The organism is Flavobacterium sp. 120 (genome assembly GCF_003633605.1).
GTDB classification, from domain to species: Bacteria; Bacteroidota; Bacteroidia; order Flavobacteriales; family Flavobacteriaceae; genus Flavobacterium; species Flavobacterium algoritolerans.
In genome coordinates this window covers 3,507,873-3,528,505 of sequence record NZ_RBKZ01000001.1, presented here as the reverse complement: position 1 = coordinate 3,528,505, position 20,633 = coordinate 3,507,873, and the positions used below count along the sequence as shown (strand labels likewise).

Annotated in this window: 5 protein-coding genes; all 5 read right to left on the bottom strand. The window is 37.5% G+C overall.

All coding sequences use genetic code 11. The annotated features are described in order from the left end of the window. Window positions 1-7 precede the first annotated feature (7 nt). The 5 genes from C8C87_RS15120 to C8C87_RS15100 all read right to left on the bottom strand — a co-directional run bounded on the left by C8C87_RS15120 (window position 8) and on the right by C8C87_RS15100 (window position 20,544). Window positions 8-14,026, bottom strand: coding sequence for a T9SS type B sorting domain-containing protein (locus C8C87_RS15120; RefSeq protein WP_121343160.1), 14,019 nt, complete (start codon window positions 14,024-14,026; stop codon window positions 8-10). A gap of 155 nt (window positions 14,027-14,181) precedes the next feature. Further along, window positions 14,182-17,055, bottom strand: coding sequence for a type IX secretion system membrane protein PorP/SprF (locus C8C87_RS15115; protein ID WP_121343159.1), 2,874 nt, complete (start codon window positions 17,053-17,055; stop codon window positions 14,182-14,184). 1 nt (window position 17,056) lies between these two features. Beyond that, on the bottom strand, window positions 17,057-18,508 hold the full coding sequence (locus C8C87_RS15110) for a gliding motility-associated C-terminal domain-containing protein (RefSeq protein ID WP_121343158.1): 1,452 nt from the start codon (window positions 18,506-18,508) through the stop codon (window positions 17,057-17,059). A gap of 104 nt (window positions 18,509-18,612) precedes the next feature. Next, window positions 18,613-19,902, bottom strand: a complete 1,290-nt coding sequence (locus C8C87_RS15105; protein ID WP_099713926.1) for a hypothetical protein — start codon at window positions 19,900-19,902, stop codon at window positions 18,613-18,615. 198 nt (window positions 19,903-20,100) lie between these two features. Further along, the gene (locus C8C87_RS15100; protein WP_099713927.1) at window positions 20,101-20,544 is read right to left on the bottom strand and encodes a hypothetical protein; all 444 of its coding nucleotides are present in this window, start codon (window positions 20,542-20,544) and stop codon (window positions 20,101-20,103) included. Window positions 20,545-20,633 lie beyond the last annotated feature (89 nt).

The window sequence follows — 20,633 nt, the reverse complement described above, 5'->3', positions numbered from 1 at the left end:
TTATTTATTATCTGTAAAGGGTAAAATGACCTACAAACTCTCGAGCATCTTTCAAATCATTCAATTTTAAAACATACCAGTAATCTCCGGAAGGAAGTTCGTTACCATTGTATTTACCATCCCAATATTGGCCAAGGCGATAGGTTGCTATTTTTCGTCCGTATCTGTCAAAAATATCGAATGTCAAGTCTTTATAATTGATTGTACATCCGGGAGCCCATCCATCCATTACTCCGTCACCGTTTGGCGTAAAGTAATTCGGGATACAGACATCGATGTACTCAAAATATCGGGTAGCTGAAACCACACAACCATTTGAATCTGTTACCTCAACGGTATAATCTCCCGATTTATAGATGATAAAAGTATTCTTCGTTCCATAGGATTCCCCGTTAAGCGTATACTGATATCCGCCACCACCGCCAGTTGCCGTAGCTACAATTTCGTTTAATCCTCCATCGTTTAAAACTAATGCCAACGGATCAACTTGTACAATATCAAAGCTGGCTGTTCTTTTGACACATCCATTTGTATGTCTTACATCAACATAATGACCTGTTCCTGGAGCCACATTTGTAAATACATTGCTCGTTTGATAAGATGCTCCATCCAGTGAGTAATCTACATCCGTTAGGTTTGTTATACTAGCATCTACCGTTACGGTAACCGTATTGCTTGCCGCATTATTTACACAACTGTAATCAATGACAGCAATTGGATTTATTCGTATTGATTCCGGCAATACTTCCGTCCATTCTGTATTACAACCTAAGTTGTCACGAATATAAACGGTATGAGCACCTCCTGTTAATCCTGTAAAATCAAAGTCGGTCTGAGTAGCTGTACCCGTTGTATAAGTTCCGCTTGGATTGTCTAAGCTTACACTATATGGAGCCGTCCCACCTGAAATTGTAATGCTGAATTCTCCGTCTTTATCCCCTTCACAAACTTCCGGAATTATAGACGATGGATCAGTTACCACGCTTATTAAGTCTGGTTCATTTATAGTGAAATTAATTTTTATATAACATCCTAATACATCTTGGACAATTACATCATAAGTACCTGGCGCCAGTTTATCAAAAATAGTATCGTCAACAAACTGGTTTAAATTTGGAGATATAGCATATTTGATAATACCGGTTCCACCAGAAGCATTTATTTCAATTGATCCGTTATTTGCTCCATTACAGGTTACATCACTAACTGTGAAAGGTGCAGCTAATGGTGCCAACGGCTGGGTAATCGTAATAATTGATGACGTTGTTGTACAATCACCACTATCTACTTTTACTTGATAATTTCCAGCAAAAAGTTCTGTGAAAACACCTGGACTGGCCTGAACAGCAGTAAGGTTATTTCCAGATGCATCCTGTAGTGTATAAATATAATTTCCAAGTCCTCCTTGCGCAGTTGCAACAATAACACCCGTATTGTCTCCTGCACAATTAATAACCGCATTTGTCTTATCTAAATTGATTATTAATGCTGGCAATGGATCAATCTTGATTTGATTAGAAACAGTAGCAACACAACCATTGGCATCTCTAACATAATAAACATACGTTCCTACTGGCACCGGAAAGGTTACCGATGACACAAACGAACCTAAAATTGTGGTAAACGCCGCAGAGTCGCTATACGTGTAAAGTCCTGTTCCACCCGTTGCACTCAAGGTAAGTGTTGTTTGTGTTAAACACGTTTGTGTTGTTGCCACTACCAAATTAGATTTCACCTCTGTTGGCTCAGTGATAATAATAGCAGCCGAAGTTGCTGAACAACTGTATCCATCTGTTACCGTAATCGTGTACGTTCCTGCACCTAAGCCACTAAACACTGGAGAAATTTGCGGTCCTGATGCCGTTGGCGGAGTAACAGATGTCGTATTCAAAGTGTATAAATAATTAGATCCTTGACCGCCTGTAGGCAAATCAACAGTAATCGTAGCATTTTTATCTCCTTTACAGTTTAGCATTGTAATATCTGAACTTGCGGTTACGGTAATTGGTGTTGGAACCACAAGTGTTACAGTTGTTGTAGCTACACAGCCTTTACTATCTCTGACATTTACTGTATACGTTCCTGCTGTTAAATTGGTAAAATTACTTTGAGAAGAATACGCTACAGTCATTGGCCCTGTTAATTCAAACTGATAACCTCCCGGCCATCCGCCAACAGCTGATGCGGAAATACTTCCATCATTATTACCTGTAACACATGTTATTGCAGTATGGGTTTCGGCTATGGCCAAAACTGCTGTAGGTTGCGTAATGGTAAAGTTTTTACTTACTGTACAAAACGGACTATTCGTCAATGTAGCTGTAATAGTGTAAGTACCAGCTGCCAAAGTATTAATGGTTATTGGTCCCGCAGTTGCTGCTGTCCCTGCAGTAACCGAATTACCAAGGGCATCAACTATCGTATAATTGAAAGGCCCGGATTGATTCGGATTAGTGGCTGAAATTACTCTGTCCACAAAAGTGACATTAACACTACCGTTATTTCCATTGAAACAAGTCACATCAACAATAGTGTCTATGGTAAGGTCGAAAGTATTTGGATTATTTACATAATGCACACTTTGTATGCTACATCCTGTATCTAAATTTTCAACTGTAATCAGGTAATTCCCTATATTTAGTCCAGTGAAAATTCCAGTAGCATTGGTGAAATTATAATTAGCTCCAATTACTCCTGTTGTCGCATTAGAATCAGCTACAGTATATTGCAGATTCGTTGATGTTCCTCCGATGCTGCTTACCGAAACCGTAATGTCTTCTAGATTGGTACACGTAATTGCATTGTTAACCGCTACATTCGCTTTGTCTAAAGCAATAAATGGCGCAATCGTAATTACAGATGGCGCAGTGCCAATACAACCCTTATTATCGTAAACATTTACGGTGTAACTACCGCCCAATAAATCAGATTCGGTGTACGTATTGTTCGCACCAAACTGAACTACTGTTCCACCTTTTATAAATTCATAATTAGCATAAGTTCCAGAACCTCCAGTTACCCCAGTTACAGTAATCGTAACATAATTAGTTGCATTTGAGCCTGTATTACAGCCATACTGAGAAACCGTTGGAGCAGGAACTGTAATAATAGCCGGCTCGTCAACAGTTATGGTTTGAGTGGCCTCACAACCTCTTCCTGAAGTCACATCAATAGTATATGTTCCGGCAATCAAACCACTAAAGACCGTTGAAGTTTGAGTGGTAGCACCTCCATCAATACTATACCTGTATATTGGATTGTCATTTACTCCTACCGCAGGAGTAGTCATAGTAGCAGTTATACTTCCATCGTTTCCTCCGTTACAAGTCACATCAACTTTTGAAAGCGCAAAACTAGTGATTGGAGTTGCCGCTGCCAAAATTACCGAAATAGACTTGGTACAATTTGTTGTAATATCTCTAACAGTTACTGTATGTGTTCCTGCAAAAATGTTAGTGAAATTTGCGGAAGCTTGATATGTTCCTGAGTCTATACTGTATTCATAATTACCCGAACCTCCAGTAGCTAAAAGCATTAGTGTTCCATCGCCATCAATACAAGTTGGTAAAGCCGTAATAGTAGCCTGTAATTGTAAAGCAGGTAAAATAACAACTAAACCTGTCGCTGTTGTCGAACAGCCATTAGCATCTTTTACAATTACATCATACGTTCCTGATGCATTCACGGTAAATGTTGGATTTGTTTGGAATCCGCTTCCAATACTATATTCATACGGACCCACTCCTGTTGCTACATTTACGGTAAAAGTATAATCGCCTGTTGCGCTTGGACATTGACTTAAACCAGAAACCGTTATTCCTGTTGGAAGTGGATCAGTTGCAATAGCGATTGTTAATGGCGTTGTAATTACACAATTATTAGCATCTTTCACATACACATCCCATGATGTTGCTGTAGCCGGGTTTAAAACAGCTGAAGCCGAAGCAGAATAAGTTCCTGCCGGATCTCCGCTTATTACATACGAATAACTGTATGGAGCAACACCACCTGAAGCAGTCACACTTACTTGAGCGCCAAAATTACAATTGGCATTAATAAATGGGTTTGCTGTCAAAGCTAATGGAGCAGGTTGCGAAACATCAATAAAAGTTGTAGCTGTACATCCTGTTGTTTCATCAGTTACGATGATAGTTTGTGTACTTGCGGCACTTAACCCTGATACTGTTATCGTTGGATTTGTTTGTCCGGTAATAACTGTCGTTCCTCCGTCTAATGAATAACTGTACATTCCTGCAAAGTTTCCTACTGTAAACAATACTTCTCCATTGGCTCCCGGATTACAAGTCACATCACTAATTAATTGACCCGAAACAGTGATATTAGTTACCGGATTAACAGTGTGTGACTCTTGGTAGGTACAGAAATTAGCATCCGTTACCTGGAATAAATAGGTTCCCGGTAAAAGTCCCGCAAATACTCCAGTACCACTTGCTGTCCCTGATGTTAGGTTATTATATGTAAAAGGTGCTATACCTCCTTGTCCCACAGGAACTGTTACTGTTACCGTAGTTGTTAATACAGAACAAGTAACAGCAGGTGCTGCAAAATTTAAATCTCTTGGAGCATCCAAAGCCGGAATATCAACACCATTATCTAAAATAAAAATACAACCGTTGGCATCTTTTACATAAACATCAAATGTGATTCCCGTATATGATTGATAAGTAGGTGTTGCTGTATAATTTGCACCTCCATCAAAACTATAAGTATACGGAGCAGTACCATCAATTCCACTTACAGTCACTGTTGCTGGTTGTGCTGCATTCCCCGCACCGCATACTAATGCTGTTGTAATAGATGAAGTTGCCGTTAAATCGTCTGGCTCTTTAATGGTGATTGGCAATGACGCCAGCGTACAATTCTTAGCATTACGGACGGTAATAACATAAGCTGTACCAGCTGTTAAACCTGTAAATGAATTAGAAGATTGAAAGATTCCTGCACCCAATTGGTATTCAAAAGGCCCAACTCCAGAAGTTACATTCACCGTAATCGATCCGTCATTCCCACCGTTACAACTTACATTAGTTACTGTAGTGTTAAATACTGTGGTTGGTATTGGATCTAAAATAAAAGTTGTTGTTGTTTGACAAATTATTGAATTATTCGCATCAGTAACTCTGAAATCATACGTTCCCGCTATTACTGCTTGATATACATTGGTAGCCATAGCTGTCCATGTTCCACCGCCATTTGTAGAAACTTCATAAGTATAGTTAGCAGACGGCGTTGTATATCCACCTGTTGTAGTCAAAGTAATTTGTGCATTTGGTGTTGCTGTACAATCCAATTCTTTGGTAAGAGTTGCACTTAACTCCAATTGGTCTTTTACTTCATACGGTACTGTAGCCGTACAACCATTTCCATCTTTAATTACTAAATTATAAGTTCCAGATGCATTAAAAGTAAAACTAGGACTTACTTGGAAAGCGCTACCGTTTACGCTATACATTTCTGTACCGGCTAAATCCAGATCAACAGTTCCTGAAATAGTAATTGTAAACGGATTCCCGTCATAACAAATAGCAGCTGGTGTATTTATGGTTGGATCATCATCTTTAGAGATTGTTACAGGAATTGTAACCCTACAATCATTGGCATCCCTTACTACTATATCCCAATTTCCGGGAGCAACATAATTTAAAGTCAACACATTACTTGTTCCAAAATCACCTGCTATTGGTGTAAATCCAGGCGCACCAGCAGCATATTCATAAGGCCCGGTTCCTCCTGTTGTAGTTAGCGTTATTTGAGAACCCAAATCACAATTAGCATTTACTTGAGCCGTAATGCTTGAAGCAAGTACTTGAAGAGGCTGAGTTATGCTAAATGGTATAATTGCAGAACAAAGTGTACCGGTGGATTCTGTTACTTTCAACAAATAATCCCCTGGAGGTAACGAAGTAATAGTCCCTGATATTGGTCCTCCCGCAGTTCCTGTTATAGCCCCACTAATAACTGGGGAAACCGGAGCATTAGTCAATGCGTCTAATATTTCGTAATTTATAGTTGTTACTGAAGTATCAAAACTACTAACTGTGAAATCTAAAATACCATTATTGGAACCTTTACAAGTAACATTTTTTATGCTATCTATATTTACTGCAATAGTAGATATTGGCGGTATAATAACCTCTAATATTGATGTACAAAGATTAGCATCTTCAACTTGAAAATAATAAGTGGTTCCTTGTAATAAATTAGTAAACGTCCATTGATACGGAGGAGTATTTATGGCTGGTGAGGTTGTTGTCGGTTGTCCAAAAATTGAAAATTTATAAGGAGCAACTCCTCCAGAAATAACTTCCAGTTGAACCGTGGCACCATTAACACAATCACTACCTACAATTACAGGCGCAGCAAGGCTAAGAAATGGTGGTGTTTTAATTCTTTGTTTTAAGCTTTCATATTCGCATCCTTTAGCATCCACTATTGTAATATAGTAATCCCCAAAAGTTAATCCGGCGAAATTATAACTTGTCGCTGCTGTTGTTCCAGATGTTGCTAATTGTGTAAAAGTATTACTATACAGAGTATATGTAAATGGAGCAATCCCACCTGAATTAATTGTTGCAAGTAAGCTACCCGGTGTATTTGCATTACAAAGTATGTCTGTTATTGCAATCGAAACATCAATTGGTGCTGGATTATCAAGTATAATTGTTCCTGTCGCATCGCAACCTTTTTTATCTCTGACTACATAAGGATAACTTTCCGAAGCTAGTCCTCCAAATACATTAGTAGCAACAAAAGTAGCTCCTCCATCAATACTATACGTAAAAGGCGCTTCACCGGTTAGGGCTGTTAATCGAATAGAACCATCTGAAAACCCATTACATGTTGGGTCTACTTTTACAAAAGAAGCCGTTACAGGTACAATGGCTGTTGTTGAAATTACATTACTTTCTTTGGTACATCCATTAGCATCCGTAATTTCAAATTGATATGTATTTGCGGTTGATGTGTTAAATGTAAACGAGGTTCCTCCAAAAGGAATTGGCGAACCAATATAAGAACCAGCTCCAACTTTTACACGATATCCAAATGGAGCTTCTCCTCCAGTTACCGAAATAGTCATACTAGCATCCGTAGGCGCAGGAAAACAAGTGTTGTCTTTGGTTAAAACAGCCGTTACAATCATAGCCGGATAAACAACAGTAGGTGCAGCTGCTTGAGCGGTACAACCATTCTTATCTTTAACAGTAACCGTATATGAACCTGGAGTAACTGTAAAAGTTGAACCTGTTTGGAAAGTAGTTCCATTGATACTATACGTTAAAGGCGCTAATCCAGTGCCCGAAGCAGTAATTGTAAAATTACTTCCTGAACTTGTACACTGATTGTTTACACTGGCCGTAACAATTGGTAAATCATCTGTAATCACATCTACTGTAGTGATTACGATACAGCCTTTAGCATCTTTTACATAAACATCCCAGCTTAAATTTGTCGCTGAGTTCGTGTCAACAGTTATGATATTACTGCTGTTGTACACTGAAGCTATTGGAGCCGTAGAGCCCGCAATTACTGCTGCGTATAAATAATTAGCGGTACCTCCAGAGACCATTACCGTAATTTGTGAATTGTCATTATTACAATGCACATTAGTGGCACTTGTTGAAGGTATTGTTAGAATTGTCGGTTCTAGTATTGTAACGGAAGCATTCGCCGTACAACCCGTAACCTCATCGGTTATCAAAATTGCATATGTTCCTGCAAATTGATTGGTCAGATTAATCGTTGTTGCCGTTTGTCCCGTAATCGTTGAACCTCCATTAATACTATAACTATACGTTCCTGAAAATCCAGAAACAGTATATCGAACTGATCCTGTATTTCCAGCATTACACAACACATCGCTCAATTTACTTCCAATAACAGTGATTGGCGTAACTGAATTTACAACATAAGATTCTGAGAAATAACATCCATTTGCATCGGTAACTTTAAAAATATAAGTTCCCGGCAATAATCCAGCAAAAACACCGGTAGTATTTGAAGCTACTGAAGCTGCCGGCGAAGTAATGGCATAAGTCAATATTCCTACTCCATTTGTGGCTGTAACTGTAACTGTCGTTGTTGGCGCCGTACATGTTATTGGTGCAGCCGCAAAACTTAAATCAGTTGGTGGATTTAACTTTAAAACTGTAATCGTGTTTGAGTACACACACCCTTTTGCATCTTTTACGGAATACGAAATTACTTGATCTGTTCCGTTATCATTTATCGTTAAGGTATTGACATTGGTATAACCGCCACCATTAAAACTGTATTGATATGGAGCTGTTCCTGTAGTAGGAACCGCTATGGTTATTGTCGCTGATTGTTTCGTATTAGTGACACTACAACTAAATGCGGTTGCACTTGCTGAGGTTACTAAAGCAGTAGGTTGTGTTAAAGTAACCGTTTTTGTAATAAAACATTCTTTACTGTCTTTGATATAAAAAGTATGTGTTCCGTTGCCTAAACCTGAGAATAATGAACTCGAAACATACGTAATTCCATCGCTGCTGTAAGTATAAGGACCTACTCCTCCTGATGGAACTATTTGTACTGAACCATCAAATGCACCATTACAAGAAGGGTTACTATTTGTAGTTGTCGCTGTTATCGGAGTTAAAGAATTTACCGTTGCAGTAGCAGTAGTAATACATCCTTGGGCATCTTGTATTTGAAATTGATACGTGCTTGCAACTGCTGTTGTGTATGTAAAAGTAGTTGCTGTTGGTTGGGCTATTGTTCCTGGTCCAGTTCCTGAAAGTACCGTTATTACAAATGGAGCATTCCCACCAGAAATGGTTCCTGATATTACAGCATTTGGATTACCTGTACAATCTAATGTCTTAGTAGTGGTAGCTACAGTAGTCAGTTGAGGTGCAATACTAACAGTAATAGCCGGCGCAGTACAACCAAAACTGTCTGTTACCAAGACCGAATGATTCCCTGAACTTACAGTATTGAATGTATTGCTGTTTTGAGCCGGAGCACCATCTAAACTAAACGTATATGGTGCAGTTCCTCCTAAAGCATTTACTACTAATGAAGCCTGATTCAAACTATCAAAACATAAATCGGAGCTTGCGTCCAGTGATGCGGTTAAAGTTGGCGGAGCCAAAACAACAAGTGCATCAGCGTCATCGGTACAATTATTAGCGTCATACCCACGAACAATGTAGGTTCCCGGTGCAACATTTGTAAAAATACCGGTATTCTGAGATGGTTGAACATTATTGGTTCCTGTTGCATCCCATAATTCATATCTATATGCTAAAGTTCCTCCTGTCGAACTGGCCGTAATGGTTGCACCCGAAATACAGGTTGCAACTTTAGTTACAGTTGCTGTCGTGATTAATGCCGTTGGCGCAGTTATAATTTGTGTAAATGGTTTTACACACGTTCCAGTTGAGGTAGCATCATAACGAATTTGTAAATTATACGTGGCATCTGCTAATCCTGTGATCGTATAAGGAGAAGTCATTTGGGTAAACCAAGTCACACCATTATTAATAGAATATTGAAACCCTTTTGTAGTATCAAAATTTTGGGCAGCGATTGTGATTTCTCCATTATTAGCACCGGCACAAGTTACATTCTTGAATCCTGTAATAGAAGCAGTAAAAGCTTCATCAGTAGGAATAATTACAGTAAAATCTTTGGTAGTAATACATGATTTTGGTAATTGATATACCGTGATATCATCAATTAAAGCATCATTCCCGGAATATAGTATACTTCCGGAACGTATTTTAAATGTCAAATTAGTATTATTACCCGGATTTAGAGACAACGATTTTAGATTCCAAATCTCATTATTAGCAATTTCACCAGTTGCTTGTGAAGCTACTACTGCTCCTGAACCATCGACTAACTCTATTATGAAATCCGGTTTAGCTCCAGTTCTAGAAGTCCTTATTAAGTTAGCAAGATACAAATCAACTTTTACGTCTTGATTTGGAATAATATCAACAATAGGTTTACTGTATAGAACCCCATAAGGTCCTGCAGCAGAGCCGATATTAACCAATAAATACCTTCCATTTACATTCGTTCCATTACTTGTATGATCTTTAAAGTGATACCAAGCCCCAGTATTATTACTTGTTGGGTCGTCAGATCTCCAAAAAAAGCTGGCTACAGAATATTGGTTGTCTTCGACTGATCTAGTACCACAAGCATAAGGTGCTAACACATGTTGATCATTAAAACAATAAGCACTTGCAATCCCCGAAGTTGTAGTTGGTGCTCCAGATCCAAAATCTTCTTTCAATAAATTACTATAAGTTGGAACGCTTAATAATGTATAGGAAACACTTACTGTATGCGTTCCGGAAGGCACATTTGTAAAAACATTTGACGGTATGTTCGCATTCAGAGTACCATCCAACAGATATTGATAACTATAATTGGCTCCACCATTATTTGTTACAGTCACGGTACTGGTTGCAGTACCATCACAATTGAAAACAGCATCTTCAACCTCAATAGTTGGTTCAACCGGTTTTGGGTCAATGATGATATTTGGCATGGCATAAATACAACCATTGGCATCTTTAATATACACCGTGTACGTTCCCGGAGCCAAGTACGCTTCATTACTGGTTACCCAAGTAGCTTGATTGTCAAAACTATATAAATAATAATTCGGTGCTGGAAAAGGCGTTCCTCCTTGTGGGTTAGTGATTCTTATTTTCCCTTCCCCCAAAGGTCCGCAACCGGCTAATTCAGAAACTCCCGCAGAAGCCGTTAAAGCTGTTGTCGGTTGTGTTATCGTGATAACTTCAGCTGTAGAAAAACAGTCTGCACCCAACAATGAATATTTAAGAATCGCCGTATAAGTTCCTGCACTAAGGTTAGAAAAAGTTGGATTTGCCACATAGGTAACGCCATTATCAATACTATAGGCTAAAGTATACCCATTGGCATTTGTAACATTAAATTTAATTTCTCCCGTAGTGTCATTGTAACATAGAATATTAGTTTGACTAACCGTATAAACTGGCGGCGGAATAGCAGCTACCGTAATTGTAGTTGTGGTCTTGCAGTTTTTACTGTCAAAAACGTCTATAGTATAAACACCTCCCGGAGGCAATGGATTTGTAACCGTAATTTGTGACGTGTTTTGGAAATCGGTTGTGCTATTTACATAATACGTATATGGTGGCGTTCCTCCAACAGGATATACTGTAATTTGCCCATCTGTACAAGTCAATGGTTTAGTCAGTGCCGAAGTTGCTGTTAATAAAGGTGGTTCTATTATTTCAATATTTTCCGAATAATCACAACCATCTTCAGTCCGAACCCTCACTGTATAGATTCCCGGATTTAAACCCGAAAATTCATATTCACTAGCCATTATTGGACCTACACTGTTGACCAATGTTCCCCCTTGGTGAATGCTAAAATAATATTGTGGACGTGCGTCATTAGCCGCCAATTTTATCGCTCCTTTATCTCCATTACAAAGTGGTTGAGTGACAAATTTTGAAACCGTAAAAACTCTATTTCGGATAAGAATATCAGGAACAGTAAAAATACATGGATTGGTAACTACCCCAACTTGTTTAATATATACCGTATAGGAATTGGGCGTAGCAATAGAAAACACGTTTGAGGTTTGATAAGGACCGGCAGCATTCAAACTATATTCATATCCTGCAGGAACACCTCCAACGGTTATTTCTCCAAGGGTACTACAGATAATATCTCTGGTGGTAACTGTTGGGCTTAAAAGGTTTTGATACACATTAAAATAAAAAACACTGTAACAGCCTCCTACATAATTTATGGTAACCCTATATTGTCCGGCAGTATTTGCCGTATAATCCGGACCCGTACCAACTTGGTTCCAGGTACATGCTGAACTTTCATTCGCACAATTATCAACAGTAACGGCTGGACAGCTTGCCTCGTTTAATTTTTGCCAAACAATCGATGCCGCATCACTAATCCCAGTAGTAATTGCACGGGTAGCATTGGCACCACACAGGAAAATATTAGGCAGTACTTTTCCGTTGTTCGGACAAATAGGCAATAAATCTGCAAAAGGGATAACTGGATTCGTAATGGTGTTACCATAAGGAACAACGGTAATCTTTTCATTAATTGGCAAACAGGTACCCGAAGGGGTATTTTTCACATAATAAACCCCAGTTTGAGTGGCTGTATAGGTTTGAGCGGTTCCAATAACCGGTGTTCCTGTTGGACTTGTTGACCAAGAATAGCTGGCATATCCATCTGAGGCAGATAATACTACACTGGCTCCACACAAGACTTCGGTTCTCTCAAAGGTACAATTGGAAATATCTACTAAAAAATTAGTTGATTCAGGCGAACCTAATTTACAAGCGGTCGAAGCAAAACTCCCCTCTTCTTCAAATGTATTGGTATTAATAATACCGCTATAAGTTGCAAACGCCTGGTTCATGATCACATTCGAACAAGCATCACTCAACATGTTACAATTGGGTACGACCTGTATGTTTAAGCGTATGGTATAAAGGGCTCCATTGACTAATACGGAACTGTTTGGAATTGTAAAAATAATGGTCCTTGTAGCTGGATCATAGGATTGTAATGTTGCTCCTCCTGAATTAGTATAATCGATATTGGTTAGAGGATTAAAGACTATATTCTCCGGCAGTACATCTTTTATTGTAAAATTATTCACATTATCATTACCAACATTTTGATAGCTAATCTCATACGTTAAAGACTGTCCCAAAGTAACATTGGTTCCACCAATGTCAACTCCCGAAGTATTCTTTACCAGTTTGGTCAGGTCTATTTTTGGCGCAATGATATCTACGGCATAAGCAGAGAAAAATAGAAATACCGGATCCGCTTGACCTCTGGCCACTTGCAGTGTAAAATCGGTTGATGTTTGGTTATTTTTTATATACTCCGGATTTGCTCCTACCACTTCCAATACACCGGTATCATATCCCAAGGTATTGGATCCAGAAGGATTTCTTGGCGTTTGAACTCCATTGGTATTTTCAATCGTAGAGCTAAAAAACTTATTGGCAGATCTTAGGGGAGTCGTAACTTCCTTAGTGCCAAACTCCAGTTTTGTTCCCCCTTTAGGTTTGTCTCCATCCAAAGCAGCATAAGCAAACTGTAAATCTACAGGACCTGATGGAGGAGTTATAAAACCTGTAACCGGAATTTTTTCAAAATGTGAATCATAAATATGGCTAAATCCATCAAAAACATTAAATGATTTCATGTGAAGACTTGGGTCTTCATAAACCACAAAAAGAGTCCATCCGGCTGATAATCCGGTAGAGCCATTAGAACCCTCACTGGCAATTACATTAGCCACCGTATACGTTCCCCCTGCACTTGACAAACCACTCAATAAACTGGTCACATCAGCATAACAGGCATACGGTTTATTCGCATCCGGAATTATGGGAGAACTGTTGGCATCATAAATGAGTGTCCCATTAATATCGCTATATGTGGAAGCCCCCGGCAATTTTAGCTTTACCTTATTGATGTCTGTCCTACTACCGCTTTGAAGCATTGCTCCCCAATACAAAGCAGCATAGGAAACCCTATAACAGGTGCTTAATGTTCCGTTTATTTGTGTCGGAACTGAAAGGTCTGCACTACTGGAACTGAAAGTACTGGCATCAGAATCAATATCGATATACTTCATCGATATATCCTGATTGGATTTTGTATTATCGTTAAAGGGAAGATTGTCTTGGCCCAAAATATTATTTCCCGCCACAACCATACTTCCTCTGATATCTATCTTTTTTCGTATAGCAAATGTCTTGTAGGTTTGAGTATAGGATGTCTCACTCAGCAATAGCATTAGCAGTACAAAACCTGTTTTTAAAACAACAGACTTTTTGAACACATTCAATAATGAAATCCTTTCTGATTTAATCGTATGAGTGAAAAATAGAGACGCAAAAGAAAGGGCAGATTGCCTTAATACAATATAATTATTTGCCACAAATAATGCAGCAATTAGTAGGTAGTTTTTTAATTTCATTGGGGTAAAATTATTGTACCAGGCAACATTGCCTGATGGTTTTTATTTTTCCGGATTAACTCTTAGGGGCCTTGGGAATTAATCCAAAAATGTGCAAAACTGAATTTAATATTTAGAACAAATTATTACTGTTTTTCCATAACTGATTTTATTAATTAATTTTCAATTTTAGCAAGAGACATTTTACCGTTATAAGGTTTACTGCCTTTTGACTCTAATGCTTTTTTGGCTTCTTCTATGTTATCAAATTTGTTATAGTAAATGAAATATTTACTGGTATTAATATCGTAGAAGAAATCTATGTTTGTTTGTCCTGCAGCAACTGCTTTTGTTAAAAATTCATCTCTTTTAGCAACATTATCATGTACTGCAACCACTAAATAATAACCACTTTCCACATTTTTAATATTTTTCAAAATTTGCATATTAGACTGCTCATCACCTGAGTCAAAATCTTCTGCTTTTAAAGGAACCGAACTGAAAGCAGTCTTCTCTTTTATTAAGCTTAATGTCGCTTTATCTTTCAAATACCTACTTTGATCATTCTCAAAACCGGCGCGTTTAATTCTTCTTTTTTTCTCAATTTCAGTATCTGTTTTAATTTTTTCTAATGATGCAATCAGATTCGTATTTGACTGCAATACTTTTAATTGTTCTTGCTTTAATGTTTCTATGGCTTTCAAATAATATTGATTCGTTTCGTCCTCTTTATTCGGCACTTTTTTCAGCCTTTCTTTGTATAAATTCTCTAACTCTCTAATTTTTACGGTTTGAGTTTTATTCACCTCAACTAATTCTAATTTTAAAGCTTCTAATGCATTATTCTCCGCAGACACGCTTTTGAAAGGCTTCGGCTCTTTGAAAATACCTTTCTCACTTAAATCATTCTCTTCTTTTAATTCTTTAAGGTCTTTTTCTTTATTAGCAACCGTTTCACCTAATCGCATTAATAATTGTTGCTGTGTGTTTTTAGATTCTTCTACTAATTTGCTTAAATCATCCATCGATTTTGTAGTGGCATCCTTTGGTGTTGCTGCTAATTTAGCTTTATTCTCCGCATCGAGTTTCGCTTGAGCAAGAGCGTCTGCTTTGGCTTTATTATCTGCATCCAGTTTTGCCTGTGCTAGTGCATCAGCTTTGGCTTTAGCATCGGCAGCAAGTTTTGCTTGAGCAAGTGCATCGGCTTTAGCTTTTGCATCAGCATCTAGTTTCGCTTGATCAAGTGCGTCTGCTTTGGCTTTAGCATCGGCAGCAAGTTTTGCCTGAGCAAGGGCATCAGCTTTCGCTTTAGCATCAGCAGCAAGTTTTGCCTGCGCTAGTGCATCGGCTTTAGCTTTATTATCTGCATCGAGTTTTGCTTGAGCAAGTGCATCAGCTTTAGCTTTATTATCTGCATCGAGTTTTGCCTGAGCAAGTGCATCAGCTTTGACTTTTGCATCGGCAGCAAGTTTTGCCTGAGCGAGTGCATCAGCTTTAGCTTTATTATCTGCAGCAAGTTTTTCCTGAGCAAGTGCATCAGCTTTAGCTTTATTATCCGCAGCAAGTTTTGCTTGAGCAAGGGCGTCTGCTTTGGCTTTATTATCAGTATCCAGTTTTGCCTGAGCTAGTGCATCGGCTTTGGCTTTTGCATCGGCAGCAAGTTTTGCCTGAGCAAGTGCATCAGCTTTGGCTTTTGCATCAGCAGCGATTTTTGCCTGAGCTAGTGCATCAGCTTTAGCTTTATTATCCGCAGCGAGTTTCGCTTGAGCAACTGCATCAGGTTTAGGTTTAGGTTTAGTATCTGTTGCTATTTTTGCTTTAGCAAGCGCATCTGCTTTAGCCTTGGCATCAGCAGCAAGTTTTGCTTGAGCAAGTGCATCCGCTTTAGCCTTGGCATCTGCTGCCAATTTGGTTTGGTTAAGTGAATCCGCTTTAGCTTTAGCTGCAGCATCAGCAATTTCTTTTAATTTTTGCAATCTTCTTTCCTCTTTTTGAGCTGCCAAAGCAAGTTTAAGTTCCTTCAACTTTTGAGCATCCTCAGGAGATAAAATGCTAGATTCTTTTGGTTGTGCCGGAACTGATTTTCTAACATCTGCGGGAGGAATAATAGCTCCTTCTTCCTCATCGTCGCCATAATAGTATGAATTACTCTTAAATTTATAAGCAAAAACAACTTCGTGGGAAGAGCCAAAATTGGATAAATTCCCTATACCTTTTTCATAATTGTACTCTAAAGAAATTTTTGGAGTAATATTCAACCCTATTCCGCCGGACATCCCGTATACGCTATTATAACCCGCTTGAGCCCAAATTCCTTTGGGAATAGCAAACATCATTAATCCTGAAACAACAGTTTTATCTTTTTTAACCTCTGTTTTAAGCAAAGCCGAAAATTTACTTTTGTCAAAAAAACCATAAGTATCTAAATATCCCGTGTGCATAATGTGAGCTTGAATGCTTTGTTCAGGATCGTCTTCGACTACTTTAGAAGTTTTAAGATTGTATAAAATCAGATTATTTACAGAAAGTCCAAAATCAAGAAAGGCAGTTCCATAGTTGATACCCGGATTTACCGTTATTAAAGCATTTGAGGGTATACTTTCTAATGATGGATCAGGATAGTTTGTAATAACCTTGCCTTTATCTAAGCCGCTTTTATAAAATCCTACATTCATTCCAAAAGTTAGATTACTATCCTCTTGAAGCATGACATTATGAGCAAAGTTTGCCACAGCCCCAAAGGTGGTAAGCACACCATAATTCTGCTGGAATAATCCAACAGAAATCCCTTCATTTTCTCTGAATCTTCCAGAATAGCTCACTAAATAGGTCTGAGGCGCATTGTCAAATTGAACCCATTGCCTTTTGTTATAAAAACTGACAATAGTGCTTTGTTCTCTAACAAAACTAAAGGTAGGATTGATCAGGAATCTATTAAACTTTAACGAATTTCGGACGGGTAGATTAAATGAAACCACTCCATCTTCTTGAGCATAAAGCTGGTGTTGTGTACCGAAAAAAAGAGCTATAACGATAAAAATATTTTTCATGTTATTTCACTATAGTTATCGATCCCTTATTCACTTTTTGATCCTGAGTAGTGATAATATAATAATAAACTGGGTTTATATTCTTGAAATCGTTCCCGTTTTCGGGCCAGTTATTTTGATAGTCATTTGTGTCGAGCACTATTTCCCCCAAGGAACTTATCAATTGTACTTTTGTATTTGTTCCGCTTACATATTCTTGCGGAATAATCCAAGTATCATTGATACCGTCACCGTTTGGGCTTACTAAATTAGGTATGTTTGTAACATTAGGAAATGGATTGGGATCAATTGAGGAGTTGACTACAAAAGAATATTCTTTTGATGCGACACAGCCTGTAGTTTGAGTGATTACAACTTTATAATTCCCTTTTGTTTGTATATCATACGTACTTGTTGTAGCGCCCGAAATAATTGTTCCGTTTAAATACCATTTGTATTCCGGACTCGAAGCCGCTGTTGTTACGATTACTTCTAGAGTTTCATCTGGAGCAATGGTGTTAGTATCCGGGACATTGATAGTGCTTGCAAATTGATATCCTTGTAAGTTGATAGAGGCATTCGCCACACAACTTCCAAAGCTTACAGTTACTGAATACTGTCCTGGTTGGTTAGTAACGTAAGTTTGGCTCGTAGCTCCGGCTATAGCAACATTATCCTTAGACCATTGATAACTATTACCCGCCACAGTACTTAAAGTTGTTGCACTGGCGCTCGAACAAAAAGGATTTCCAAGGCTGGATGTGATTGTCGTAGCAGCCGAAGAATTAGACTCACTTACTGTAACTCGGTTAGAGTATGAATTTGAGGTACAAGTACCATAATTTGTCTCTACATAGTATTTTCCGGGTTGATTTACCGTTAAACTTTTTCCGGTAGCAATAGGAGCTAAACTTGGTTCTTTAAACCATTTGTAGGTTAACGAAGGATATTTTAAAGGAGAATCATTAGTTGCCGCTCCGGGATTATCTATGTTTAAAACATAACTTCCACCAGTACAATAGGTAGCCGTTGGGATAAAATTATTGATGGAAAACGGAGTATCTTGCACTTTATAATAAGCAGCAAAAGCGATAGAATTAGGACTTGTCGCTGATGGACTTGTACTTTTTACCCTTAACCTGTATTGTTCACCAGCAGTGGTAACAGGCACTGAAAAAGTTACTGTTGCCGGTGAGACTGTTATAGCTCCTGCAGTAGAAGTAAAAACTGTGGTTGGAGTAACAAAACTTCCATTTGGATCTGATAATTCTACAATGAACTGATTGGAGGCATTTAACCCGGAAACCGGTGAAAAGGGAAACGTTACATTAAAAGTATTAAAAGATGGATTCGCGCAAATTTGACTAAAAGATAATGTTGGTGTTCCTATAACTATTTGAGCATAAACACTATTAGTTAAAGGAAAAACCAGTAATAAAAGAAAATAAAAATATTTATTTATAATAGTAGTCATTCCGCATTCAATCTTTATTTATCCAATTCATAAAAATAATTTACAATTGTATATCGTTACATTTTCACACCTGAAATCAAAATCAGTTACAACAAATGATTGTTTTAGTGATCATTTGATGCTGTAATTTTAGCTATTCGCAATCTAAAATCAGGTTTTTTTTCATTGAAAAGGTCTATGAATGTTTCCTTATTATCACTTTGAGAATACACATTAGAAAAGGCACTATTGCCATACCAATTTTCTAAATCCTCATTGTCTGAGTTATGTTCCGTAAAAATATTTCCCTTACAGAAATTGAAATACATCTGTTCGAATTTTATTTTCTTAAGATTTTCACCATTAATTTCAATCTTATTATCCAATAAAACTGCGGGATTAAAACCAGAAATTACCGTTCTTTTAAGATCAAGAGACGTATTCTGAGATACATATACTGCCTCTTTGACTAAACCTGATTGAATATCAACATTTATGTTTTCGCTATTGTTAATCAACGTTAGATTTGTTGCAATCACTGAGGTTTGTTTTTTAGTGAAATCAACCTCTTCTTTTTTGTCATAAGAAGCCACATCTATGCATCTTGAACCTAAGTTGCTGGTTAAATAAGAAGATCGAATGGCAAGAGAATTATCAATTCGACATTGCGTCCCAAAGTTGAATTTAAAATCATCGCTGCTTGACTTAAAAGAAACCAGTTTATTCAAAGTAAGTTCACCGCCATATATTTCAAAAGAATCACCTGCAGCATAACTGATCATTATGTTTTCTAAAACTGTTTTGTTTCCAACACCTGCCAGTAACAATGCATTAAAATTCCCTAAACCTTTAATTTTTTTTCCTGCAAATTCGATTCTTACAAATTTTAAAATACCTGAATTGCTGCTTACATTATTACCTCCATACGATGTTAACGAAGTATCCAAATCAAAATTTACAGAGGAAGCATTCCCAAATTTATTCGTAGGTGCATCGCCCAGTATTACAATTCCTCCCCAATCTCCCGCTTTTCTGGAGCTTCTGTTTGAAGTGAAAACGATAGGGTCAGTCTCTAAACCTTCGGCTATTATCGTAGCACCTTTTGTGATTACAAGAGAAGCACTGGATTCATAATCGCCTATTATTACTGTTCCGGGTTCAATGGTCAGCGTTGCATTATTAGTAACAAAAACACTGCCTTGCAATATGTAGACATTTTTCTTGAACAATTTTGTGTTTACGGTAATATTTCCCGCCAATATTTGATTGGCTTGACCATAATCAACTTTATTAGGTTTAAATTCCGTCCAGTTGTTTAGCCAGTTGTTTGAACCTGTTATTCCTTTTTCTTGCTGTGCATTTACACTGAAAACTCCAAAAAAGAGAATCCATACAATTTGAGTAATTGTTTTCATGAGATAAAAAGATATAAAATTTATATTAAAAATGCTTTGGTACTAATAAAAAAACTCATTACGATTTTTCTGAATTATTTCAGAATGTATCGATAACGAGTTTTTTCTAAATTAATATTCGATTATCGCTACAATACTCTTATAAAATTACTTGTTAATAAAAATTAGAAAAGAAATTAAACTAAGCCTCACAAATTATTACATGTCATTGAACTCATGTAATGATTTCAATGTGTTTTCATAAAATAAAATTGCTTTTACTAAATTGTCTGTATCTGAATAAGGCACCATTCTTCTTTGAAACGCAACAGTTACATCCAGGAAATTTGTAGTACTTTCATCTTGTCCCGCTAATATTTTTCTATTATCGGCATCATTAGGAATTCCTAGATCATTCATAGTAACTCCTGGTTTTGTAGCCAAGGCAATGTAGGGTAGTGTTTTTACCAAAACTTTTATACGTTCAATATAAAGTTCTAATAATTCCCCTTTTTTCATTCCTTCCAACTCTTCCTTAACGTGGTATTTTTTTATTATCGCATTTGTACTAATAATACTTTTAGGAGCATTTTTATCCTGTGCTGAAACCACGCCTGTCGCTAACAAAAAAAACACACTGAAAAAAATAATTTTCCCTTTCATAATTTGAATTTACCAATTAGTTTATCTAACAAAAATATACAATAAAACTCAAAATGCAACTTTGTCAATATTTTTTTTGACTACAAAAG